At 69.1% G+C, this 21,481-nt stretch carries 18 protein-coding genes and 1 riboswitch; of the genes, 9 read left to right on the forward strand and 9 right to left on the reverse strand.

What is annotated here, in order from left to right; translation table 11 throughout:
• Window positions 1-129: 129 nt before the first annotated feature.
• Window positions 130-1,215, forward strand: coding sequence for an epi-isozizaene synthase (cyc1, locus tag ACWBNA_RS03430; protein ID WP_482702124.1), 1,086 nt, complete (start codon window positions 130-132; stop codon window positions 1,213-1,215).
• On the forward strand, window positions 1,212-2,582 hold the full coding sequence (locus tag ACWBNA_RS03435; RefSeq protein WP_482702126.1) for a bifunctional albaflavenone monooxygenase/terpene synthase: 1,371 nt from the start codon (window positions 1,212-1,214) through the stop codon (window positions 2,580-2,582). Before cyc1 ends, ACWBNA_RS03435 begins: the two co-directional genes overlap by 4 nt.
• A gap of 4 nt (window positions 2,583-2,586) precedes the next feature.
• Here ACWBNA_RS03435 and ACWBNA_RS03440 read toward each other — a convergent pair whose 3' ends face one another.
• The gene (locus ACWBNA_RS03440; RefSeq protein WP_482702128.1) at window positions 2,587-3,552 is read right to left on the reverse strand and encodes a GlxA family transcriptional regulator; all 966 of its coding nucleotides are present in this window, start codon (window positions 3,550-3,552) and stop codon (window positions 2,587-2,589) included.
• A gap of 93 nt (window positions 3,553-3,645) precedes the next feature.
• Between ACWBNA_RS03440 and ACWBNA_RS03445 the strand changes: the two genes are divergently transcribed.
• A complete protein-coding gene (locus ACWBNA_RS03445) occupies window positions 3,646-3,897 on the forward strand; it encodes a hypothetical protein (protein ID WP_482702130.1) in 252 nt (83 codons plus the stop codon).
• On the opposite strand, the gene ACWBNA_RS03450 is transcribed toward ACWBNA_RS03445, so the two are convergent.
• The 5 genes from ACWBNA_RS03450 to ACWBNA_RS03470 all read right to left on the reverse strand — a co-directional run bounded on the left by ACWBNA_RS03450 (window position 3,810) and on the right by ACWBNA_RS03470 (window position 10,467).
• On the reverse strand, window positions 3,810-4,820 hold the full coding sequence (locus ACWBNA_RS03450) for a ribonucleotide-diphosphate reductase subunit beta (RefSeq protein ID WP_482702132.1): 1,011 nt from the start codon (window positions 4,818-4,820) through the stop codon (window positions 3,810-3,812). The two genes, ACWBNA_RS03445 and ACWBNA_RS03450, sit on opposite strands and share 88 nt — an antisense overlap.
• Complete coding sequence (locus ACWBNA_RS03455) at window positions 4,820-7,177, reverse strand: ribonucleoside-diphosphate reductase subunit alpha (RefSeq protein ID WP_482702134.1); 2,358 nt, start codon at window positions 7,175-7,177, stop codon at window positions 4,820-4,822. The genes ACWBNA_RS03450 and ACWBNA_RS03455 overlap by 1 nt, the downstream gene beginning before the upstream one ends.
• A 124-nt stretch (window positions 7,178-7,301) precedes the next feature.
• Window positions 7,302-7,430, reverse strand: a riboswitch (cobalamin riboswitch).
• A 181-nt stretch (window positions 7,431-7,611) separates the two neighbouring features.
• Window positions 7,612-9,240 (reverse strand): monocarboxylate uptake permease MctP, encoded by a 1,629-nt coding sequence (gene mctP / locus ACWBNA_RS03460; RefSeq protein WP_482702136.1) that lies wholly within the window; start codon window positions 9,238-9,240, stop codon window positions 7,612-7,614.
• On the reverse strand, window positions 9,237-9,491 hold the full coding sequence (locus tag ACWBNA_RS03465) for a DUF3311 domain-containing protein (RefSeq protein WP_482702138.1): 255 nt from the start codon (window positions 9,489-9,491) through the stop codon (window positions 9,237-9,239). The genes mctP and ACWBNA_RS03465 overlap by 4 nt, the downstream gene beginning before the upstream one ends.
• Window positions 9,492-9,702: 211 nt before the next feature.
• Window positions 9,703-10,467 carry a GntR family transcriptional regulator gene (locus ACWBNA_RS03470; RefSeq protein ID WP_217239441.1) on the reverse strand — a complete coding sequence of 255 codons (765 nt, stop codon included), beginning with the start codon at window positions 10,465-10,467 and terminating at the stop codon, window positions 9,703-9,705.
• A 418-nt stretch (window positions 10,468-10,885) separates the two neighbouring features.
• On the opposite strand from ACWBNA_RS03470, the gene ACWBNA_RS03475 reads away from it, so the two are divergent.
• The 4 genes from ACWBNA_RS03475 to ACWBNA_RS03490 all read left to right on the forward strand — a co-directional run bounded on the left by ACWBNA_RS03475 (window position 10,886) and on the right by ACWBNA_RS03490 (window position 15,662).
• Window positions 10,886-12,172: an extracellular solute-binding protein gene (locus ACWBNA_RS03475; protein ID WP_482702141.1), complete on the forward strand. Its 1,287-nt coding sequence runs from the start codon at window positions 10,886-10,888 to the stop codon at window positions 12,170-12,172.
• Between the two features lie 123 nt (window positions 12,173-12,295).
• Entirely contained in the window at window positions 12,296-13,282 is a 987-nt protein-coding gene (locus ACWBNA_RS03480) for a carbohydrate ABC transporter permease (RefSeq protein ID WP_482702143.1), read from the forward strand.
• Window positions 13,279-14,121 carry a carbohydrate ABC transporter permease gene (locus tag ACWBNA_RS03485; RefSeq protein ID WP_482702145.1) on the forward strand — a complete coding sequence of 281 codons (843 nt, stop codon included), beginning with the start codon at window positions 13,279-13,281 and terminating at the stop codon, window positions 14,119-14,121. The genes ACWBNA_RS03480 and ACWBNA_RS03485 overlap by 4 nt, the downstream gene beginning before the upstream one ends.
• Window positions 14,122-14,129: 8 nt before the next feature.
• Window positions 14,130-15,662 carry a glycoside hydrolase family 3 protein gene (locus tag ACWBNA_RS03490; protein WP_482702147.1) on the forward strand — a complete coding sequence of 511 codons (1,533 nt, stop codon included), beginning with the start codon at window positions 14,130-14,132 and terminating at the stop codon, window positions 15,660-15,662.
• A 997-nt stretch (window positions 15,663-16,659) separates the two neighbouring features.
• Here the strand turns inward: ACWBNA_RS03490 and nagB are convergent.
• Together nagB and ACWBNA_RS03500 are read right to left on the reverse strand one after the other, a co-directional pair.
• Window positions 16,660-17,445: a glucosamine-6-phosphate deaminase gene (nagB, locus tag ACWBNA_RS03495; protein ID WP_482702149.1), complete on the reverse strand. Its 786-nt coding sequence runs from the start codon at window positions 17,443-17,445 to the stop codon at window positions 16,660-16,662.
• A gap of 184 nt (window positions 17,446-17,629) precedes the next feature.
• Window positions 17,630-18,382, reverse strand: a complete 753-nt coding sequence (locus tag ACWBNA_RS03500; protein WP_482702151.1) for an SDR family oxidoreductase — start codon at window positions 18,380-18,382, stop codon at window positions 17,630-17,632.
• A gap of 94 nt (window positions 18,383-18,476) precedes the next feature.
• Here ACWBNA_RS03500 and ACWBNA_RS03505 point away from each other — a divergent pair, with 94 nt between their 5' ends.
• Together ACWBNA_RS03505 and ACWBNA_RS03510 are read left to right on the forward strand one after the other, a co-directional pair.
• Entirely contained in the window at window positions 18,477-19,109 is a 633-nt protein-coding gene (locus ACWBNA_RS03505; RefSeq protein ID WP_482702153.1) for a TetR/AcrR family transcriptional regulator, read from the forward strand.
• Window positions 19,110-19,492: 383 nt separating this feature from the next.
• Window positions 19,493-20,959, forward strand: a complete 1,467-nt coding sequence (locus ACWBNA_RS03510) for a sensor histidine kinase (RefSeq protein ID WP_482702438.1) — start codon at window positions 19,493-19,495, stop codon at window positions 20,957-20,959.
• 173 nt (window positions 20,960-21,132) lie between these two features.
• Here ACWBNA_RS03510 and ACWBNA_RS03515 read toward each other — a convergent pair whose 3' ends face one another.
• Window positions 21,133-21,390 (reverse strand): WhiB family transcriptional regulator, encoded by a 258-nt coding sequence (locus ACWBNA_RS03515; protein WP_016639615.1) that lies wholly within the window; start codon window positions 21,388-21,390, stop codon window positions 21,133-21,135.
• Window positions 21,391-21,481 lie beyond the last annotated feature (91 nt).

Below are 21,481 nucleotides of genomic sequence, written 5' to 3' on the forward strand. Positions count from 1 at the left end.
ATGGAGCAAATCCGTTCCCAGATCGCTCAGTTGTGGTGCTGAATGGGATGAGCGGGGATACGCAACGGCGCACGCCCGGCACAGCGGGAGGGGTGGGTGCGCCAACTGGCGGCTGGAAGGGGTTTGTTCGTGCCTGCTTTCCCACACAGCACCACATCGACACCGACGGCGATCGCGGTTCCGTCGTCGCTCTCTCTCCCGGTGATCGAGGCAGCGTTTCCCAGGCAACTGCATCCGTATTGGCCCAGGCTCCAGGACAAGACGCGTACCTGGCTACTGGAAAAACGGCTCATGCCGGCCGACAAGGTGGAGGAATATGCCGACGGCCTGTGCTACACCGACCTGATGGCGGGGTACTACCTCGGTGCCCCCGACGAGGTCCTCCAGGCGATAGCGGACTACAGCGCGTGGTTCTTCGTCTGGGACGACCGCCACGACCGTGACATCGTGTACGGCCGTCCGGCCGCCTGGCGGCGGCTCAGGTTCCGCCTGCACGCGGCGCTCGACTCGCCACGGAACCACCTGCACCACGAGGACTCGCTGGTCGCCGGGTTCGCGGACAGCGTGCTGCGGCTGTACTCGTTCCTGCCGCAGAGCTGGAACGCCCGCTTCGCCCGGCACTTCCACGAGGTGATCGAGGCGTACGACCGGGAATTCCACAACCGCACCGAAGGCGTCGTCCCCGGTGTCGAGGAATATCTCGCGCTACGGCGACTCACCTTCGCGCACTGGATCTGGACCGATCTGCTGGAGCCGGCCGCGGGATGCCAACTCCCGGACGGTGTGAGGAAACACCCGGCATATCGGAGGGCGGCCCTCCTCAGTCAGGAATTCGCCGCCTGGTACAACGACCTCTGTTCGCTCCCCAAGGAAATAGCGGGCGACGAGGTGCACAATCTCGGAATCAGCCTCATCGCACACGAGGGGATGACCCTGGAAGATGCGGTCGCCGAAGTCCGGCGGCGGGTCGAGGAATGCGTGTGTGAATTCCTCGTCGCCGAACGCGACGCGCTGCGTTTCGCCGACGACCTCGCCGACGGAACGGTGCGCGGAAAGGAACTGAGCGTCGCCGTGCGGGCCTGTGTCGGCAATATGCGGAACTGGTTCAGCACCGTCTACTGGTTCCACCACGAGTCCGGCCGGTACATGGTCGACAGCTGGGACGACCGGTCCACGCCCCCGTACGTCAACAACCAAGCGGCAGGTGAGAAATGACCGTCGAATCTGTGAAGCCCGCGGCCCCACAAGCCCCGGAGCTGCGCGAGGCGCCCCTGGCGGGCGGCGGTGTCCCGGTCCTCGGGCACGGCTGGAAGCTGGCGCGCGATCCGCTCAGCTTCATGGCCCGGCTGCGCGACCACGGCGACGTCGTACGCCTCAGGCTCGGCCCCAAGACGGTGTACGCCGTCACCGCCCCGGCCCTCACCGGAACCATGGCGCTGAGCACCGACTACATCATCGCCGGCCCGCTGTGGGAGTCGCTGGAAGGCCTGCTCGGCAAGGAGGGCGTGGCCACCGCCAACGGGCCCACGCACCGGCGCCAGCGGCGCACCATCCAGCCCGCCTTCCGGCTCGACGCCATTCCCGCGTACGGGCCGATCTTGGAGGAGGAGGCGCACGCGCTGGCCGAGCGCTGGAAGTCCGGCGAGACGATCGACTGCACCTCCGAGTCCTTCCGGATCGCGGTGCGCATCGCGGCCCGCTGTCTGCTGCGCGGCGACTTCATGGACGAGCGGGCCGAGCGGCTGTGCGTCGCCCTCGCCACCGTCTTCCGGGGCATGTACCGGCGGATGGTGATTCCCGCCGGGCCGCTCTACCGGTTGCCACTTCCGGCCAATCGCCAATTCAACCGCGCACTGGCCGATTTGCATCTCCTCGTCGACGAGATCGTCGCCGAACGAAGGGCATCTGGTCAAAAGCCGGACGATTTGCTGACGGCATTGCTGGAGGCGAAGGACGACAATGGCGAGCCCATCGGGGAACAGGAGATCCACGACCAGGTCGTCGCCATACTCACGCCCGGCAGCGAAACCGTCGCGTCCACGATCATGTGGTTGCTCCACGTCCTCGCGGAACATCCGGAACACGCGGACAGGGTGTGCGCGGAAGTCGAATCCGTCACCGGCGGGCGTCCGGTGGCATTCCAGGACGTCCGGGCGCTGAGGCACACGAACAACGTCGTCGTCGAAGCAATGCGTTTGCGGCCCGCCGTATGGATTCTGACGCGACGGGCGGTGCGGGACACCGAACTCGGTGGCTGCCGCATCCCGGCCGGTGCCGACATCATCTACAGCCCGTACGCGATCCAGCGCGACGGCCGGTCCTACGCGGACAACCTGGCGTTCGACCCCGACCGCTGGCTTCCCGACCGGGTCAAGGACGTGCCGAAGTACGCCATGCGCCCGTTCAGCGTGGGCAACCGCAAGTGCCCGAGCGACCACTTCTCGATGGCCCAGCTGACGCTCATCACGGCGGCGCTGTCGGCCAAGTACCGCTTCGAGCAGGTGTCCGGGTCCGACGACGCGACTCGGGTGGGGATCACGCTGCGCCCGCAGCGGCTGCTGCTGAAGCCGGTTCCCCGGTGAGGGGTCAGGCCGCCTCGGGGCCCCGGAAGGTACGCCGGTAGGCGTTCGGGGTGGCGCCCACCGCCCGGACGAACTGGTGGCGCAGCGCGGCAGCGTTGCCGAACCCTGTTCGACCGGCGATCGCGTCCACCGTCTCGTCCGTCACCTCCAGCAACCGCTGGGCCAGCAGTACCCGTTGGCGCAGGATCCAGCGGTAGGGAGTCGTCCCCGTCTCCTGCTGGAAGCGGCGGGCGAAGGTGCGCGGGGACATGTGGGCGCGGTCGGCGAGCTGCTCGACGGTGACCTCCTCGTCGAGGTGCTGCTCCATCCACACCAGCACCTCGCCGACGGTGTCGCACTGCGACCGGGGCAGCGGCCGCTCGATGTACTGCGCCTGCCCGCCGTCCCGGTGCGGCGGCACGACCATCCGCCGGGCGATCTTGTTGGCGACCTCGGGCCCCTGTTCCTTGCGCACGATGTGCAGACAGGCGTCGATGCCGGCGGCGGTGCCGGCCGAGGTGATCACGGGATCCTCGTCCACGTACAGCACGTCCGGCTCGATGATCGCCCTCGGGAAGCGCCGGGCCAGCTCCTCCGCGTGCCGCCAGTGCACGCTGCACCGCCGGCCGTCCAGGAGTCCGGCGGCGCCGAGCAGGAAGACGCCGGAACAGACGCTGAGCACCCGGGCCCCACGGTCGACGGCTGTGACCAGGGCGTCCAGCAGATCCTGCGGGTAGGAGCGGGTGACGTAGTCGCTCCCGGCCGGTACGGCGATCAGGTCGGCCTCGGCCAGCCGGTCGAGGCCGTAGGGCGTGGAGACGGTGAGGCCGCCGACGTGCGTGCCGAGCGCGGGGCCCTCCGCGGAGACGACCGCCAGGTCGTAGGCCGGCAGGCCCTCGTCGGTCCGGTCGATGCCGAAGACCTCGCAGACGACACCGAGTTCGAAGGGGTGCACGCCGTTGAGGAGGACCGCGGCCACGTTTTTCAGCATGCTGCCAGTGTGCCTCGCGGCTGGCAGTAAATCGAGGGTCTACGGCAGTCCTGCCACTGTCTGTCAGGAGTGTCCGGCAGGACAGTGGTGTCTATGAACACGACACAGACAGAAGGCCTGATCGGAATGCTCACCGTCCTCGGAGTCCTCGTCCTCCTGGTCCTCCCGTCGGTGATCGGCCTCGCGCACGACCGGCGCGTCGACCGTCAGATCAGGGAGGCCCAGGAGGCTCAGGAGCCCCGTGAGGACTACAAGGATCAGAAGTCCTCGTCCAGGTCCACGGTGCCCTCCACCGCGACCTGGTACGCCGACGGACGCCGCTCGAAGAAGTTGGTCAGCTCCTGAACACCCTGGAGCTCCATGAAGGAGAACGGGTTCTCCGAGCCGTACACCGGGGCGAAGCCGAGGCGTGTGAGTCGCTGGTCGGCGACGCACTCCAGATACTGGCGCATGGACTCGGTGTTCATGCCCGGGAGGCCGTCACCGCACAGATCCCGCCCGAACTGGAGCTCCGCCTCGACGGCCTCCTTGAGCATGTCGACGACCTGCTGCCGCAGCAGGTCGTCGAACAGTTCCGGCTCCTCCTTGCGGACGGTGTCGACCACCTCGAAGGCGAAGCTCATGTGCATCGTCTCGTCGCGGAACACCCAGTTGGTGCCGGTGGCCAGACCGTGCAGCAGACCCCGGCTGCGGAACCAGTAGACGTACGCGAACGCGCCGTAGAAGAACAGGCCCTCGATGCACGCGGCGAAGCAGATGAGGTTGAGCAGGAAGCGGCGGCGGTCGGCCTTGGTCTCCAGGCGGTCCAGCTTCTCGACCTCGTTGATCCACTTGAAGCAGAACTCGGCCTTCTCGCGGATGGAGGGGATGTTCTCCACCGCGTCGAAGGCGGCCGCCCGGTCCTGCGGGTCGGGCAGGTAGGTGTCCAGGAGGGTCAGGTAGAACTGGACGTGGACCGCTTCCTCGAAGAGCTGCCTGCTGAGATACAGCCGCGCCTCGGGGGAGTTGATGTGCTTGTACAGGGTCAGCACGAGGTTGTTCGCCACGATCGAGTCGCCCGTCGCGAAGAACGCGACCAGCCTGCCGATCATGTGCTGCTCGCCCGGCGTGAGCTTCGCGAGGTCGGCGACGTCGGAGTGGAGGTCGACCTCCTCGACGGTCCAGGTGTTCTTGATGGCGTCCCGGTAGCGCTCGTAGAAGTCCGGGTAGCGCATGGGGCGCAGAGTCAGCTCGAAGCCGGGGTCGAGCAGGTTCTGGTTGCTGGACATTACTGGCAGGCCTCGCAGGACTCGGGGTTTTCCAGGGAGCAGGCGACGGCCTCTTCGGGGGCCGGCTGCTGAACGGGGACAGCGGCCTGGGCCGCGCGGGCGATGCGGGTCGCCGGGCGCGAGCGCAGGTAGTACGTCGTCTTCAGGCCCGACTTCCAGGCGTACGCGTACATCGAGGAGAGCTTGCCGATGGTCGGCGTCTCCAGGAACAGGTTCAGGGACTGGGACTGGTCCAGGAACGGGGTCCGGGCCGCCGCCATGTCGATCAGACCGCGCTGCGGGATCTCCCACGCCGTGCGGTACAGCGCCCGTACGTCCTCCGGGATCCAGGTGAAGCCCTGCACCGAGCCGTTGGCGTCGCGCAGCGCCTCACGGGTGCGGGCGTCCCAGACGCCGAGCCGCTTCAGCTCGTCCACCAGGTACGAGTTGACCTGGAGGAACTCGCCGGACAGCGTCTCGCGCTTGAACAGGTTGGACACCTGCGGCTCGATGCACTCGTACACGCCCGCGATCGACGCGATGGTGGCGGTCGGCGCGATGGCGAGCAGCAGGGCGTTGCGCATGCCGGTCGTGGCGACACGTGCCCTCAATGCCGCCCAGCGCTCCGGCCAGGTCAGTTCGGTGTCGTAGTGGTCGGGGTGCAGAACGCCACGGGCCGTGCGGGTCTTCTCCCAGGCCGGCAACGGGCCGTTGCGCTCGGCGAGGTCCGCGGAGGCCTCGTACGCGGCGAGCATGATGCGCTCGGCGATGCGGGTGGAGAGCTGACGGGCCTGTGGCGAGTCGAAGGGCAGCCGCAGCTGGAAGAAGACGTCCTGGAGGCCCATCGCGCCGAGGCCCACCGGGCGCCACCTGGCGTTGGAGCGGCCCGCCTGCTCGGTCGGGTAGAAGTTGATGTCGACCACGCGGTCGAGGAAGGTGACGGCGGTGCGGACGGTCTCGTCGAGGCGGTCCCAGTCGATGTCCCCGGCCGTCCGGTCGACGAACGCGCCGAGGTTCACCGACCCCAGGTTGCACACCGCCGTCTCCCCGTCGTCCGTGACCTCCAGGATCTCCGTGCAGAGGTTGGAGGAGTGCACGACGTGGCCCGGCTCGGCCGTCTGGTTGGCCGTGCGGTTGGCGGCGTCCTTGAAAGTCATCCAGCCGTTGCCGGTCTGCGCGAGGGTGCGCATCATGCGGCCGTACAGGTCACGGGCGGGGATGGTCTTGCGCGCGAGGCCCTTTTCCTCGGCCTCGCGATAGGCGGCGTCGAACTCCTCGCCCCACAGGTCCACCAGCTCGGGCACGTCGGCGGGGGAGAACAGCGACCAGGGCGCGTCGGCGCTCACGCGGCGCATGAACTCGTCCGGGATCCAGTGCGCGAGGTTCAGGTTGTGCGTACGGCGGGCGTCCTCACCGGTGTTGTCGCGCAGCTCCAGGAACTCCTCGATGTCAGAGTGCCAGGTCTCCAGGTAGACCGCGGCCGCGCCCTTGCGCCGGCCGCCCTGGTTCACCGCGGCGACGGAGGCGTCGAGGGTCTTCAGGAACGGGACGATGCCGTTGGAGTGCCCGTTCGTGCCGCGGATCAGCGAACCGCGGGAGCGGATGCGGGAGTAGGCGATGCCGATGCCGCCCGCGTGCTTGGAGAGCCGGGCGACCTGGTGGTAGCGGTCGTAGATGGAGTCCAGCTCGTCCTTCGGGGAGTCCAGGAGGTAGCACGACGACATCTGGGGGTGCCGGGTGCCGGAGTTGAAGAGGGTGGGGGAGGAGGGGAGGTAGTCGAGGCGGCTCATGAGCCGGTAGAGGGCGGCGACTTCGTCGAGAGCCCTGACCGTGTCGTCCTCGGCGAGCCCGGACGCCACCCGGAGCATGAAGTGCTGGGGCGTCTCGATCACCCGGCGGGTGATCGGGTGCCGGAGCAGATAGCGGCTGTGCAGGGTGCGCAGGCCGAAGTAGCCGAAGCGGTCGTCGGCGTGCAGGTCGACCAGGGCGTCGAGGCGGTCGGCGTGCACCCGCACGAACTCGGCCGTACGGTCCGCGACGAGGCCCTCGCGGTGGCCCACCGCCACCGACTCGGTGAAGGACGTGACGCCCTGGGAGGCGGCCTCGGCGCGGATGCTGACCGTCAGCAGGCGGGCGGCGAGCCGCGAGTAGGCGGGGTCCTCGGAGATGAGGCCGGCGGCCGCCTCGGTGGCCAGCTCGCGCAGTTCCGTCCCGTCAGCCCGCGCGGACCGGCCGCGCAACGCGGCGGCGGCGACCCGGCCGGGATCGGCGTCGGGGAGGTCGGCGGTCAGCTCGGTCAGGATCCGCAGCAACACGGTCCCGGGACCGTCGTCGGCCACCGGTGTCACTGAGGCCGGATCTGCTGGCGCGATGGTCACGTGGGGCTCTCCCTCGCTCGGCACGGGGACCTTGCGGAGGGCAGGCGGCAGCACACGAGCGCACGCGGCGTCGCGTCCACCGGCCCATTCCACGAGGCCCGGACGTCATGGCACCCGGGCCTGATGGCCGGGCGCGCTGTCGGCAGGTCCTCGGACTGACTCCCGTGCACGCATAAACGCGCATGAGTACACCGTTGCGGGACAGTTCCGGATTCGCACCGGATTCCCCTGCGGCGACAGCGAGCATGAGCATACATCTTGTGCCGGGTGAGGAAAGCACCCCCATATGTTGTGTCGCGCTGGTTTCAGAGCGTCAACTCATAGGTGACGAGAGTGATGTCGTCGACGCCCGTCGCGGCCGCCGAGGTTGGCGGCGGGCGGGGACACGGCAACGGGCCGCCGGATTTCTCCGGCGGCCCGTGATGACGTACCGCTCAGTGCGAGGTGCCCGCGGTCGCCGGCGGCAGCTCCACCTGGACGCCCGGGTCGCCGGCGTCCGCCGTGTAGTCCTCCGGGGACGTCTCGTCGATTCCCTCGGGGGCCTTCAGCGCCTTCAGGACGAAGGTGAGGACCACCGTGACGGCGACGTTGAGGAGGAACGCCGTCAGGCCGATGTAGCCGATCTCCCCGATGCCGGGGATCTCCTTGGACGAGCCGCCGAAGTGCTTCTGCGTCGGCGAGGCCACCCCGTACGCGGCGACCGTGCCGTAGACCATGCCGACCGCCCAGCCGGCGAGCAGGGCCCAGCGGTGGAACCACCGTGTGAACAGGCCGCCGACCAGGGCGGGGAAGGTCTGCAGGATCCAGATGCCGCCGAGCAGCTGGAAGTTGATGGCGACCGTCTTGTCCATGGTGAGGACGAAGGCCAGCGCGCCCACCTTCACCAGGAGCGACACCAGCTTGGAGACCTTGGTCTCCTGCTCCGGCGTGGCGTCCGGCTTGATGAAGTCCTTGTAGATGTTGCGGGTGAAAAGGTTCGCGGCCGCGATCGACATGATCGCCGCCGGCACCAGCGCGCCGATGCCGATCGCCGCGAAGGCCACGCCCGCGAACCAGTCGGGGAACATGTTCTCGAAGAGCTGGGGGATGGCCAACTGCCCGTTGCTCACCTTGACTCCGGCCGCGATCGCCATGAAGCCCAGCAGCGCCAGCAGGCCCAGCATCAGCGAGTACAGCGGCAGGATCGTGGTGTTGCGGCGGATCACCTCGCGGCTCTTCGAGGACAGCGTCGCCGTGATCGAGTGCGGGTACATGAAGAGCGCGAGGGCGGAGCCCAACGCCAGCGTGGCGTAGGTCCACTGACCGGCCTCCGCCGGGACCAGCGCCCCGCGCGGCGCGCCGGTGGCCGGGTTGGTCTGGCCGTACGCCTCGCTCGCCTTGGCGAAGATCTCGTCGAACCCGCCCAGCTTGATCGGGATGTAGATGATCGCCACCGCGATGACGATGTAGATCAGCGTGTCCTTCACGAACGCGATCAGCGCGGGCGCGCGCAGCCCCGACGAGTAGGTGTACGCCGCGAGCACACCGAAGGCGATCAGCAGCGGCAGGTCCTTGACGAACCAGTTGGTGTCCTCACCGCCGCCGACGCCCATCACGTCGAGGACGGCCTGGATACCGACCAGTTGGAGCGCGATGTACGGCATCGTCGCGAGGATGCCGGTCACGGCCACGGCGAGCGACAGGCCCTTGGAGCCGTGACGGCCGCGCACGAAGTCCGAGGTCGTCACGTACCCGTGCTTGTGCGAGACCGACCACAGGCGGGGCAGGAAGGTGAAGATCAGCGGGTAGACCAGGATGGTGTAGGGCACCGCGAAGAAGCCGGCCGCGCCCGCCGCGTAGATCGCCGCCGGTACGGCGACGAAGGTGTACGCCGTGTACAGGTCGCCGCCGAGCAGGAACCAGGTGACCCAGGTGCCGAACGACCGGCCGCCCAGGCCCCATTCGTCGAGGCTGTGCTCGTTGGCGGCCTTGCGCCAGCGCGCTGCCAGGAAGCCCAGGATCGTGACGGCCAGGAAGAAGAAGATGAAGACGGCGAGTGCGACGCCGTTCACGCCGTCGTTCACTTGTCGGCACCTTCCTGACGGCCGCTCTGGTCACGGCGCCACAGCTTGTACGCGAGCATCGTCAGCGCTGTCGAGATCAGCACCCACGCCATCTGGTACCAGTAGAAGAACGGGATGCCGATGAAGGCGGGGTCGACCTTCGCGTACGACCCCACCCACAGCATCGCCACGAAGGGTGCGACGAGACAGAGCGCGATGACCACGCGGACCGGTGTCACCACCGGTGGTCTCACTTCAGGCGCATTGGACATACCGGGGCTCCGTCCCCTCACTGATCATCTGTGTAATGCGCAGGCAATCTAGGCGACGCTGTCAGGAGAGCGGAAGACCTCGTCCGCATATCGGTATGTGCTGGTTCTGTGTGTACGCACCGGGGAGTCCTCCCGTCCGTCCATGCGGCGACGGGAGGACCGTAGAGCAGGAGCGGCGGTTGCGCCACACCGCGTGCGGCACTCGTCCGCGCTAGTCCTGGGGGCGCTTGAGGCGGGCCACGAACTTGTAGCGGTCCCCGCGGTAGACGGACCGCACCCACTCCACCGGCTCGCCCTGCCGGTCCAGCGAGTGGCGGGACAGCATCAGCATCGGCAGGCCGACGTCGGTGCCGAGCAGGCCGGCCTCGCGCGGGGTGGCCAGCGAGGTCTCGATGGTCTCCTCGGCCTCGGCGAGATGGACGTCGTACACCTCGGCGAGCGCGGTGTAGAGGGACGTGTACTTGACCAGGGACCTGCGCAGGGCAGGGAAGCGCTTGGCGCTCAGGTGGGTCGTCTCGATGGCCATCGGCTCGCCGTTGGCCATGCGCAGGCGCTCGATGCGCAGCACCCGCCCGCCGGCCGTGATGTCGAGCAGGCCGGCGAGGCGGTCGTCGGCGGTGATGTAGCCGATGTCGAGCAGCTGCGAGGTGGGTTCGAGACCCTGGGCGCGCATGTCCTCGGTGTACGAGGTGAGTTGGAGTGCCTGCGAGACCTTCGGCTTGGCGACGAAGGTGCCCTTGCCCTGGATGCGCTCCAGGCGTCCCTCGACGACCAGTTCCTGAAGGGCCTGGCGCACGGTGGTGCGCGAGGTGTCGAACTCGGCGGCCAGGGTGCGCTCGGGCGGCACGGGCGTGCCGGGCGACTGCGTCTCCGTCATGTCGAGCAGATGCTTCTTCAGGCGGTAGTACTTGGGCACGCGCGCGGTACGGACGATCGCCCCACCCTCGTTCTCCGCACTGCTGACGTCGGTGCTCATGCTCTGCCTTCCCGGCTCCGGGTGCCGAAGCGGCCGACGTCCCGTCGGCCACGGCTCACATCGTGGCACGGCAGCGTACCGGGATGTTCCCGCCCGCCGCGTGATCTCCTCTGTATACCCCCGCGATCCCCGTTGGTCTAGTCCACCAAGTCTCTTCTGTCGGCGGGCGGTCGCCGGAACTGGTCCGTCCGATCTGTCGCTTGTCTGGCGCTTGCGGAATGAAAGGTCCCTGCATATCTCGGTACCGCAACGGACCCCCGAGCCTGCCGGAACACCCTTGACAGCCCTATTGGTCTGGGCCAAGCTCCCCCTACTGGTCTACACCATTGGTCCAGTCCCGGCCCCGCTGGGCGGTACCCACCACAACGGTCACCGCAGGGAGCGTGGGGGGTTTGAGGGCATCCCTGAGGAGGGTGGCATGAAGCGCAAGCTGATAGCCGCGATCGGCATCGCGGGCATGATGGTCTCCATCGCGGCGTGCGGGGGCGACAGCGGCAGCGGGGACTCGGACAAGAGTGGCGCGGACGCCAAGGAGCTGACCGTCTGGCTCACCGTCGACGCCCAGAACAACTGGCCGGAGCTGGTGAAGGCGGCCGACGCCGCGGTCACCAAGGCGCACCCCGGCATCAAGATCAACCACGAGTACTACGGCTGGCCGGACAAGAACGCGAAGCTCGACGCGGTCCTCGCCACCGACAAGGCCCCCGACGTGGTCGAGATGGGCAACACCGAGATGCTCGGCTACATGGTCAAGGGCGCCTTCGCGCCCCTCGACCCGGCGAAGTTCGACAACTCCTCCGCCTGGCTGGACGGCCTCAAGGCCTCGGTGACCTACGACGACAAGACCTACGGCGTCCCCTACTACGCCGGCGGCCGCGTCGCCAACTGGCGCAAGGACGTGTTCGCGTCGGTGGGCGTCAAGTCGGCCCCCAAGACGTACGACGAGCTCACCGCCGCCCTGGACAAGGTCCAGAAGAAGAAGGGCGACAAGTTCAGCGCCTGGTACCAGCCCACCCGTGACTGGTACGCGGCCATGTCCTTCGTCTACGACGCCGGCGGCTCGATCGCCGTCGAGTCCGGCGGCCAGTGGAAGGGCAACCTCTCCGCGCCCGAGTCCCTCAAGGGCCTCAAGGAGTTCAAGAACGTCGTCGACACGTACATGCACGGCGACAAGACCAAGGACGAGTCCGACCGTTACATCGTCTACGGCCAGGGCAAGTCCGGCATGATCTTCGCCCCCGCCTGGGAGGGCGCGACCGCCGCGGCCAAGGAGAACGACAAGACCGGCAAGCTCGCGGGCAACGTCGAGAACTTCGTGATGCCCGGCCCGTCCGGCAAGAACCTCCCCGTCTTCCTGGGCGGCAGCGACCTCGCCGTCCCGGTGAAGTCGGACGCGCAGGCCGTGGCCGCCGAGTGGATCAACGCGTTCACCAACTCCACCGGCCAGAAGGGCCTGATCGCCAAGGGCAACCTGCCCAACAACAAGACCGACCTGGCCACCCTGAAGAACGACCCGGCGACGGCGGTCCCGGCCATCGCGGCCGAGTCCAACTGGTTCGTCCCGATGGCACCGGGCTGGGGCCAGGTCGAGAAGGCCCAGGTCCTGCAGACCATGCTGCAGAGCATCGGCACCGGCAAGAAGTCGGTCGAGGACGCCGCGAAGGACGCGGACGCCGCGATCGACAAGGTCATCAACAACAAGTGACCTGACGCAGGGCCCCGCTCCAACCCGGGAGCATCCGGGGGCGGGGCCCTGCTTCCCGTACGACCCGCTGTGCGGGCGTACGAGGGCTTCGGACGACCCGAGGGACCGCTGAGGAGCGCGCGGATGAGTGCCGACACGACCACCCCTGCCAAGGTGCCGCCGCCGCGGCAGGCACCGCCACCACCGGCCGTGGCGAAGAAGCCGCCCAGAGGGCGGACTTCCGGCGGAGCCGGTACCCCGTGGCTCCTGCTCGCCCCCTGCCTCCTGATCCTGGCGCTCGTCCTCGGCTATCCGCTGGTCCGCCTGGTCGTCCTGTCCTTCCAGAAGTTCGGGCAGTCCCAGCTGTGGGGCTTCCTGCCGGCCGAGTGGGTCGGCTTCGACAACTTCACCGGTGTGCTCGGCGACGGCGAGTTCTGGGCGGTCGTGGTCCGCACGATCGTCTTCGCGGCCGGCTGCGTGATCTTCACGATGGTCGCAGGCATGCTGATCGCGCTGCTGCTGCAGCGGGTCTCCGGCTGGGTCAAGACGCTCATCAACATCGCGCTCGTGGCCAGCTGGGGCATGCCGATCATCGTCGCCACCACGGTCTTCAAATGGCTCTTCGACGCCGACTACGGCATCCTCAACGCGCTGCTCAGCAAGCTGCCGGGGGTCGAGATGATCGGCCACAACTGGTTCGCCAGCGGGCCGCAGGGCCTGGCCGTGATCATGCTCCTGGTGGTCTGGGGGGCCATACCCTTCGTCGTGATCACGCTGAGCGCCGGTCTCACCCAGGTCCCCAAGGAGATGGAAGAGGCGGCCCGGCTCGACGGCGCGGGCGCCTGGGGCGTCTTCCGATACGTCACCCTCCCCATCCTCAAGCCCATCATCGTGATGCTCACGACCCTGTCGGTCATCTGGGACATGGGCGTCTTCCCCCAGGTCTTCGTGATGCGGGGCGGCCATCCCGAGCCCGAGTTCCAGATCCTCACCACGTACTCGTACGACCGCGCCTTCGTCGTCAACGACTACGCCCAGGGCTCGGCGATCGCCCTGCTCACCGTGCTGCTACTGCTCGGCGTGGTCGCCGTCTACATGCGCCAGATGCTGAAGATCGGAGAGGTCGAATGAGCACACTGACGACTCCCGCGCACCGGAAGTCGAAGGCCGGCTGGAACCTTCTCGGCCTCCTCGTCTTCGTCACCGCCGGCTTTCCCGTCTACTGGATGCTCAACACGGCGTTCAAGCCGGCCAAGGACGCCATCGACCCGGACCCGAGCGTGCTGCCCACGGGCCTCACCCTCTCCAACTTCAGCCGCGCGCTGGACATCGCCGACTTCTGGGGCCCGGTCGGCCGCAGCCTCGTCGTGTCCCTCGCGGTGGTCGTGATCGGCATGGTCGTCGGCATGCTGGCCGCGCTCGCCATCTCCCGGTTCGCCTTCCGCGGCCGGAAGATCGTGATCGTGGGCATCCTCGCGGTCCAGATGGTCCCGCTGGTCGCGATGATCATCCCGGTCTTCCTGCTCCTGAACGACCTGGGCCAGTACGACCGGCTCACCGGCCTGATCATCACGTACCTGACCTTCATCCTCCCCTTCACGGTGTGGACGCTGCGCGGCTTCATCGTCAACATCCCGAAGGAACTGGAGGAGGCGGCGATGGTCGACGGCTGCAGCCGCACCGGCGCCTTCGTCCGGGTGGTGTTCCCCCTGCTCGCTCCCGGCATGGTCGCCACCTCGGTCTACGGTTTCATCCAGGCCTGGAACGAGTACCTGTACGCCCTCATGCTGCTCAGCCAGAAGAACCAGACCGCGACCGTGTGGCTCGGCAACTTCACCACCAAGCACGGCACCGAGTACGCCCCGATGATGGCCGGATCCACCATGATGGCCGTGCCGATCGTCGTCCTGTTCCTCCTCGTCCAGCGCAAGATGGCCGCGGGCCTGACCGCGGGCGCGGTGAAGGGATAACGCCCCCGATGACGACATTCGCCAGCGGTACGGACACGTTGACGCGCGACGCCCTCACCGTCCTCCAGCCCGGCTTCACGGGCACCACCGCCCCCGACTGGCTGCTGCGCCGCCTGGGCGAGGGCCTCGCGTCCGTCGGCCTGTTCGGCCGCAACATCGCCTCTCCCGACCAACTGGCCACCCTGACCGCGCAGCTGCGCGCCGAACGCGACGACGTCCTGGTCGCGATCGACGAGGAGGGCGGAGACGTGACGCGCCTCGAGGTGCGCACGGGCTCCAGCTTCCCCGGCAACCACGCCTTGGGCGCGGTCGACGACGTCTCGCTCACACGGGAGGTGGCCTTCGAACTCGGCCGCCGTCTCGCCGCCTGCGGCGTGAACTTCAACTGGGCGCCGTCGGCCGACGTGAACTCGAACCCGTCGAACCCGGTCATCGGCGTACGGTCCTTCGGCGCCGACCCCGACCTGGTCGCCCGGCACACCGCGGCCTACGTCACGGGCCTCCAGTCGGCCGGCGTCGCCGCCTGCACCAAGCACTTCCCGGGCCACGGCGACACGGCGATCGACTCTCACCACGCGCTCCCGCGCATCGACGCGGACCACTCGGTGCTCAACGATCGCGAACTGGCCCCCTTCAGCGCGGCGATCGCCGCCGGCACACGGGCCGTGATGACCGCGCACATCCTGGTCCCGGCCCTGGACCCGAACCGCCCGGCCACGCTGTCCCGCCGGATCCTGACCGAACTGCTCCGCGGCGAACTCGGCTACGACGGCCTCATCGTCACCGACGGCATGGAAATGCAGGCCATCGCCGGCACCTACGGCATCGAACGCGGCAGCGTCCTCGCCCTTGCCGCCGGCGCCGACGCGATCTGCGTGGGCGGCGGCCTCTCCGACGACGCGACGGTCCGCCGCCTGCGCGATGCCCTGACCACCGCGGTACACACAGGCGAGCTCCCCGAGGAACGTCTGGCGGAGGCGGCGGAACGGGTGCGGGGGCTGGCTCGGTGGACGGCGTCGCCGGGGCCCGTGTCGGTCCCTGCGTCGGTGCCGGTCTCGGCTTCCGAAGGCGCCTCTCCCACGCGGGAGACCGTCGCAGGGGACGTGGGCCTGCGTGCGGCCCGGCGTGCCCTTCGGCTGACCGGCGCCGAGGACTTCACCCCGCTCACCGAACCGCCGTACGTCGCCGCACTCACTCCCGTCGCCAACTTCGCCGTCGGCGACGAGACCCCGTGGGGCGTCGCCGCGGAACTCTCCCGCCTGCTGCCCGGCACGCAGACCGGCAGCTACGCGGGGGAGGAGGCAGGGACCTCGGTCCTGGAGTCGGCCGGCCCGCGCCGCATCGTCGCCGTCGTCCGCGACGAACACCGCCACCCCTGGATGGCCACGACCCTCGACACCCTCCTGGCCTCCCGCCCCGACACGATCGTCGTCGAAATGGGCCTCCCCCAGGCCACCCCCCGAGGCGCCCTCCACATCGCCACCCACGGCGCCGCGCGCGTCTGCGGCCGAGCAGCAGCGGAGATCATCGCGGGCGCGTAACCACCCCCCGATCCGGAGAACCGGCCCAGCGAAGACGGCCCCGCGGCCGGGGGCCCCGACCCACCTCGGAAGGTCCTTCCCGGTGCTGGGGGGCGGCTCCGGCATGGTCGAGGCTCCGGTGTGGCCGGGGCTCCGGTGCGGCCAGGGCTCCGCTGCGGTGGGTCTTCGCCCTGCTTGGCCCGGCGGCTCCGATGTGGTCGGGCCTCTGCCCTGTTGAAGGGCGGCTCCGGAGGGTCGGGCCTTCGCCCTGCTTGCCGGGCAAGTTTCCGCGTCGGGGGTCTCTGTCTCGCTCAGCGGGCCGACTCCTGCGTCGGCAGGCTTCCGTCTTGTCCGGTGGGGAGGTGTTCTTGCACGGGTCCTCTTCCTCCCGCCTGGCGAGCAGGTTCAGCGGCGGTGGCTTCCCCTCCGACCGGTGGGGAGGGTCTCGCACGTGGCCTCTTCCTCCCGCCTGGCGAGCAGGTTCAGCGGCGGATCCTCCCGCCTGGCGAACAGGCTCAGCGCCGGAAGCTTCCACTTCGCCCGGTGGGGAGGGTCTCGCGCATGGCCTTTTCCTCCCGCCTGGCGAGCAGGTTCAGCGGCGGATCCTCCCGCCTGGCGAGCAGGCTCAGCGTCGGTGGCTTCCCCTCCGACCGGTGGGAGGTTCCCGCGCGGGTGAACCTCCCTTCCGTTCCGTGGCCAGGCTCCCGCCTGGCCGGGCCTCCAGCCCTGCGCGGCCGGGCTGGGCACGCTCCTGAGCCTGAGCCCGAGCCTGATCCCACCGATCCCGAGCCCGATCCCGATCCCGAGCCGGAGCCGGAGCCCGAGCCCGATCCCACCGATCCCGAGCCGGAGCGCGATCCCGATCCCGAGCCCGAGCCCGAGCCCGAGCCCGAGCCCGAGTAAGCCTCCGCCCCGCTCAGCCCAAAGTCGCCGCCCGCACGGCAAAGGCGCCGGTCAGCCCTGGCCGGAGGCCGCCGGCGCTTCCTGCCCCTGCCTCCGCCCCCCGCTCCCACCCCCGCTAGATCCCCTGCCACTCCGGCTTGTTGGCGTACGTGTAACGGAAGTAGTCCGCCAGCTTCAGCTTGGACGCGGCGGCGTCGTCGATGACGACCGTCGCGTGGGGATGGAGCTGGAGTGCCGAGGCCGGGCACACCGCGGCGATCGGCCCCTCGACGGTCGCGGCGACCGCGTCCGCCTTGCCCTCGCCCGTCGCGAGCAGCACCAGGTGTCGGGCCTCCAGGATGGTTCCGATGCCCTGTGTGATGACGTGATGCGGCACCTGCTCGATGTCGCCGTCGAAGAAGCGCGCGTTGTCGATCCGCGTCTGCTCGGTCAGTGTCTTGATCCGCGTGCGTGAGGCCAGCGAGGAGCACGGCTCGTTGAACCCGATGTGTCCGTCGGTCCCGATCCCCAGCAGCTGCAGATCCACCCCGCCCGCCTCGGCCAACGCCCTGTCGTACGCCTCGCACGCCCCCTGGACGTCCTCGGCTGTGCCGTCCGGCCCCATGAACGCGTCCATCCCGATCCCGAGGGGCTCCAGCACCTCGCGCCTGAGCACCGAGCGGTAGGACTCCGGATGCTCGGCCGGCAGCCCCACATACTCGTCGAGCTGAGCTATCCGAACCTGTGAGGCCTCCACGGCACCGGAACGCACCTTCGCCGACAGCGCCTCGTAGACCGGCAGCGGCGTCGAGCCGGTGGCCACGCCGAGCAGAGCGCCGGGCTTGCGCCGGAGCAGTTGTGCCATGGCCTCGGCGATGAGCTCGCCACCCGACTTGGCGTCCGGAACGATGACAACTTCCACGCTGGGCCTGCCGATCTGAAGGGGGGACTCGACTCTGAAGAGGGGGACCTCAACTGTGACCCGAGAGGTCCTATGTGGTTTAGACCAATCTAACAGAGGCCGGTCCCACGGCCCAGGTGGCAGAAGGCGCACGGGGTCCGAGTGGCCAGAGCGGCGTGGCCCGCTCCTCCACTGTCGCCGCTCGCTAATTCAGGCTCAGCAATGACCCTCCCGTCGCGTCGATGTGCTGTCCCGTCACCCACCGGGAGTCCGGCGACGCCAGAAACGCCACCACGTCCGCGACCTCGGACGCCGTGCCCACCCGCTTGAAGACCGAGACCGACTCGGCGTGGGCGCGCGCGGCGGGGTCGGCGAGTACCGCGCTCGTCAGGTCGGTGTCGATGAAGCCGGGGCCGACGGAGTTGGCGGTGATGCCGCGCGGCGCCAGCTCGGCCGCGAGTGAGCGGGTCAGGGTGGTGACCGCACCCTTGGCCATGTGGGTGGCGGCGATCGGGGATATGGCGGCATCCGTGGCGGCCGTGACGTTGATGATCCGCCCGTGGTCGCGCAGCCGTCGCAGACCGTGCCGGACGATGAAGAAGGGCGCCTTGGCGTTGACCGCCTGCGTCCGGTCGTAGATCTCCTCGTCCGTCTCCTCGACGGTCGCGAAGATCGCCATGCCCGCGTTGCTGACCAGGATGTCCACGCCGCTCGCGAACCGGTCGAAGGCCGCCCACAGGGCCTCCGCGTCGCCGGGCACGCCCAGCTCGGCGCGGATGGCGAAGGCGCTCCCGCCGGCCGCCTCGATCGCGGTGACCGTCTCCTTCGCCGCCGCCTCGTTGCTGCCGTAGTGCACCGCGACCCGCGCCCCGTCGCCCGCGAGTCGCTCGGCGACGGCCCGCCCGATGCCCCTGCTCGCCCCTGTGACCAGTGCCGTCCTGCCCGTGAGCACACCCATGCCGACGCCCCCTCGAATTCCCTAGCGGTCGCTACAGAAAAACCGTACAACACGCCGCGGACATTTTCCTAGCACTCGCTATAAAATCCACCCCATGGTGAACAGCGAGGAGACCAAGGCGAAGGCCGGCCCGGTGTCCCGAACCCGCGGCCGCCCCCGATCCTTCGACCGTGCGACCGCCCTGGAGAAGGCGATCCTCGCCTTCTGGGAGCACGGCTACGAAGCGACCTCCGTCTCCGACCTCACCCGCGTCATGGACATCGGCACCCCGAGCCTGTACGCGGCCTTCGGCGACAAGCGGTCGCTCTTCGAGGAGGCGGTCCGCGTCTACACCACCCGGTACGCCTCCTTCGGCGACCGCGCCCTCGCCGAGGAGCCCACCGCCCGCGCCGCCGTCGAGCGCACACTGCGGGAGGCCGCCGCCGTCTACACCGACCCCGGCCATCCGCACGGCTGCCTCGTCGCCCACGCGGCCACCAACTGCTCGACCCCGGAGGTCGCCGAGTCCCTGCGCGCCCGGCGCAACGCCACCATCGCCGCCTTCGAGGCCCGCATAAGAACCGACATCGCCACCGGCGAACTCCCGCCCGGCACCGACGCGGCCGCCCTCGCCCGGCACACCGGCGCGATGATCCACGGCATGTCCCAACAGGCGCGCGACGGCGCGAGGCGGGGGGAGTTGGAAGCGCTCGCGGAAATTGCCATGGCCATCTGGGCCCGCACATGAACCCACACGGGTTAGGCTGCGTGGTGGATGTCAGGGCACCCGATCAGTGGGGACCAGCGGTTGTACCGCCCGAAAAAGTCCCAACAACAAACAGGCTCCAACGCATGGACACACGTAGTGGTCTAGTCCAGAATGCGTAGGACAAGAGAATACGAGCACACTTCCGCCTTCCCCGCACAGGAAGGCGGACCGAGGAACCGGAGCTCTCTGCCCTGACTGCCCCGGGTCCTCATCCTTCGGCCGACCGGGACCGCACACCCCACGGCCGATATTGCTCCGGGCTGCGGTGCCGAGAGGGTTGAGGGTCCCTCTCAGGCGCCGCGGCCCGCGGGTGTTTTTCGGGCCCGCCCAAATGCCCGGGTACGCTCGCACACGTGCCCTCCATGAACGAACTCGTACACCAGCACACGGCTCTCGACGACTCCGACCTCGAGTGGCTCCACCTGCTGGTCTCGGAGTGGCAGTTGCTCTCCGACCTCTCCTTCGCCGATCTCGTGCTGTGGGTCCCCACCCGCGACGGCACCCGCTATGTCTCCGTCGCCCAGATGCGGCCCAACACCGGCCCCACCTCGTACCAGGACGACATGGTCGGCCACCTCGTCCCGCGCGGCCGCCGCCCCCTGCTGGACGCCGCCCACGACGAGGGCCGGATCGTGCGCGAGGGTGACCCCGAGTGGCGCGAGGAGGTCCCGGTCCGCGTCGAGTCGATTCCCGTACGACGGGAGGGGCGCGTCCTCGGTGTCATCGCGCGCAACACCAACCTCCTGACCGTGCGCACCCCGAGCCGCCTGGAGCTGACGTACCTCCAGAGCGCCTCGGACCTCGCGCAGATGATCGCGGCCGGTTCCTTCCCGTTCGCGAACCAGCAGGTCGACATGGACGCCTCACCCCGCGTCGGCGACGGCCTGATCCGCCTCGACGCGGACGGCATCGTGCAGTACGCCTCGCCGAACGCGCTGTCCGCCTACCACCGCATGGGCCTGGCCGCCGACCTCGTCGGACACCACCTGGGCGAGACCACCGCGGAACTCGCCCCGAGCCACGGACCGGTGGACGAGGCGCTCGCCAAGGTCGCCAGCGGCTGGGCACCGCGTGAGTTCGAGATCGAGTCCCGTGACGGGGTGATCCAGTTCCGGGCGATCCCGCTCAAGCCCAAGGGCACGCGCATCGGTTCGCTGGTGCTGCTCCGCGACGTCACCGAACTACGGCGACGTGAGCGCGAGTTGATCACCAAGGACGCCACCATCCGGGAGATCCACCACCGCGTCAAGAACAACCTCCAGACCGTGGCGGCCCTGCTGAGGCTCCAGGCCCGGCGCATCGAGTCCGACCGCGGCCGGGAAGCGCTCGAAGAGGCGGTACGGCGGGTCGGGTCGATCGCGATCGTGCACGAGACGCTGTCCCAGAACCTGGACGAGCGCGTGGAGTTCGACGAGATCGCCGACCGCGTCCTCGCGATGGTCGCCGAGATCTCGCCGGGCAAGGTCACCGGCCGGCGCAGCGGCCGCTTCGGCATCCTGGACGCGGAGGTCGCCACGCCCCTGTCCATGGTCCTGACCGAGATCCTCCAGAACGCCCTGGAACACGGGTTCCGCGAGGGAGACACCGGCACCGTCGAGGTCTCCGCGGTGCGCGGCGGCACCACCAAGGAGGCCCGCCTCCTCGTCACCGTCCAGGACGACGGCGTCGGCCTCCCCGAGGACTTCGACCCGCGCACCTCCGGCAACCTGGGCCTGCAGATCGTACGAACCCTGGTCGAGGGCGAGTTGGGGGGCACGTTCGACATGGTTCCGGCGCCGGAGCGGGGGACCCAGGTGATCCTGGACATCCCGGTGCGGCCGAACAAGTAGCGCGGAACGAGCAGCGCACAGCAAAGAGCCCCGGACCGTTCAGGGTCCGGGGCTCAACATGCTCGTTGCCAGCTTTTGCTGCGCATCGGGGGTACTGCGCGCTGCGGCTCGGGGGCGGGAGATGCGTACGCGCTGTACGCGCCGCCAAGCTCAGGCTGTTGCGGGGCGGGATGTCAGGCGGAAGCCTGACGGGCCCGGTTGCGGGCGGCGCGGCGCTTCATGGCGCGGCGCTCGTCCTCGCTGAGACCACCCCAGACGCCGGAGTCCTGGCCGGACTCGAGCGCCCACTGCAGGCACTGCTCCATGACGGGGCAGCGACGGCAGACGGCCTTGGCTTCCTCGATCTGCAGCAGCGCAGGACCGGTGTTGCCGATGGGGAAGAAGAGCTCGGGGTCTTCCTCGCGGCAAACGGCGTTGTGACGCCAGTCCATGGCTGCTACCTCTCCTTGGTATTACATGCACGTTGCTTGTGAATGTGAACGCTTTCACGAATCCCTCAACAAGTGAAGGGCCGACTGCCAG

This window comes from Streptomyces sp. Q2, assembly GCF_056820935.1.

What these genes read in the sequence shown, in the direction of transcription:
- ACWBNA_RS03435 (WP_482702126.1), top strand. Translation starts at nt 1,212, where the DNA reads ATGACCGTCGAATCTGTGAAGCCCGCGGCCCCACAAGCCCCGGAGCTG.
- ACWBNA_RS03440 (WP_482702128.1), bottom strand. Translation starts at nt 3,552, where the DNA reads ATGCTGAAAAACGTGGCCGCGGTCCTCCTCAACGGCGTGCACCCCTTC.
- ACWBNA_RS03445 (WP_482702130.1), top strand. Translation starts at nt 3,646, where the DNA reads ATGAACACGACACAGACAGAAGGCCTGATCGGAATGCTCACCGTCCTC.
- ACWBNA_RS03450 (WP_482702132.1), bottom strand. Translation starts at nt 4,820, where the DNA reads ATGTCCAGCAACCAGAACCTGCTCGACCCCGGCTTCGAGCTGACTCTG.
- ACWBNA_RS03465 (WP_482702138.1), bottom strand. Translation starts at nt 9,491, where the DNA reads ATGTCCAATGCGCCTGAAGTGAGACCACCGGTGGTGACACCGGTCCGC.
- ACWBNA_RS03470 (WP_217239441.1), bottom strand. Translation starts at nt 10,467, where the DNA reads ATGAGCACCGACGTCAGCAGTGCGGAGAACGAGGGTGGGGCGATCGTC.
- ACWBNA_RS03475 (WP_482702141.1), top strand. Translation starts at nt 10,886, where the DNA reads ATGAAGCGCAAGCTGATAGCCGCGATCGGCATCGCGGGCATGATGGTC.
- ACWBNA_RS03480 (WP_482702143.1), top strand. Translation starts at nt 12,296, where the DNA reads ATGAGTGCCGACACGACCACCCCTGCCAAGGTGCCGCCGCCGCGGCAG.
- ACWBNA_RS03485 (WP_482702145.1), top strand. Translation starts at nt 13,279, where the DNA reads ATGAGCACACTGACGACTCCCGCGCACCGGAAGTCGAAGGCCGGCTGG.
- ACWBNA_RS03490 (WP_482702147.1), top strand. Translation starts at nt 14,130, where the DNA reads ATGACGACATTCGCCAGCGGTACGGACACGTTGACGCGCGACGCCCTC.
- ACWBNA_RS03500 (WP_482702151.1), bottom strand. Translation starts at nt 18,382, where the DNA reads ATGGGTGTGCTCACGGGCAGGACGGCACTGGTCACAGGGGCGAGCAGG.
- ACWBNA_RS03505 (WP_482702153.1), top strand. Translation starts at nt 18,477, where the DNA reads ATGGTGAACAGCGAGGAGACCAAGGCGAAGGCCGGCCCGGTGTCCCGA.
- ACWBNA_RS03510 (WP_482702438.1), top strand. Translation starts at nt 19,493, where the DNA reads ATGAACGAACTCGTACACCAGCACACGGCTCTCGACGACTCCGACCTC.
- ACWBNA_RS03515 (WP_016639615.1), bottom strand. Translation starts at nt 21,390, where the DNA reads ATGGACTGGCGTCACAACGCCGTTTGCCGCGAGGAAGACCCCGAGCTC.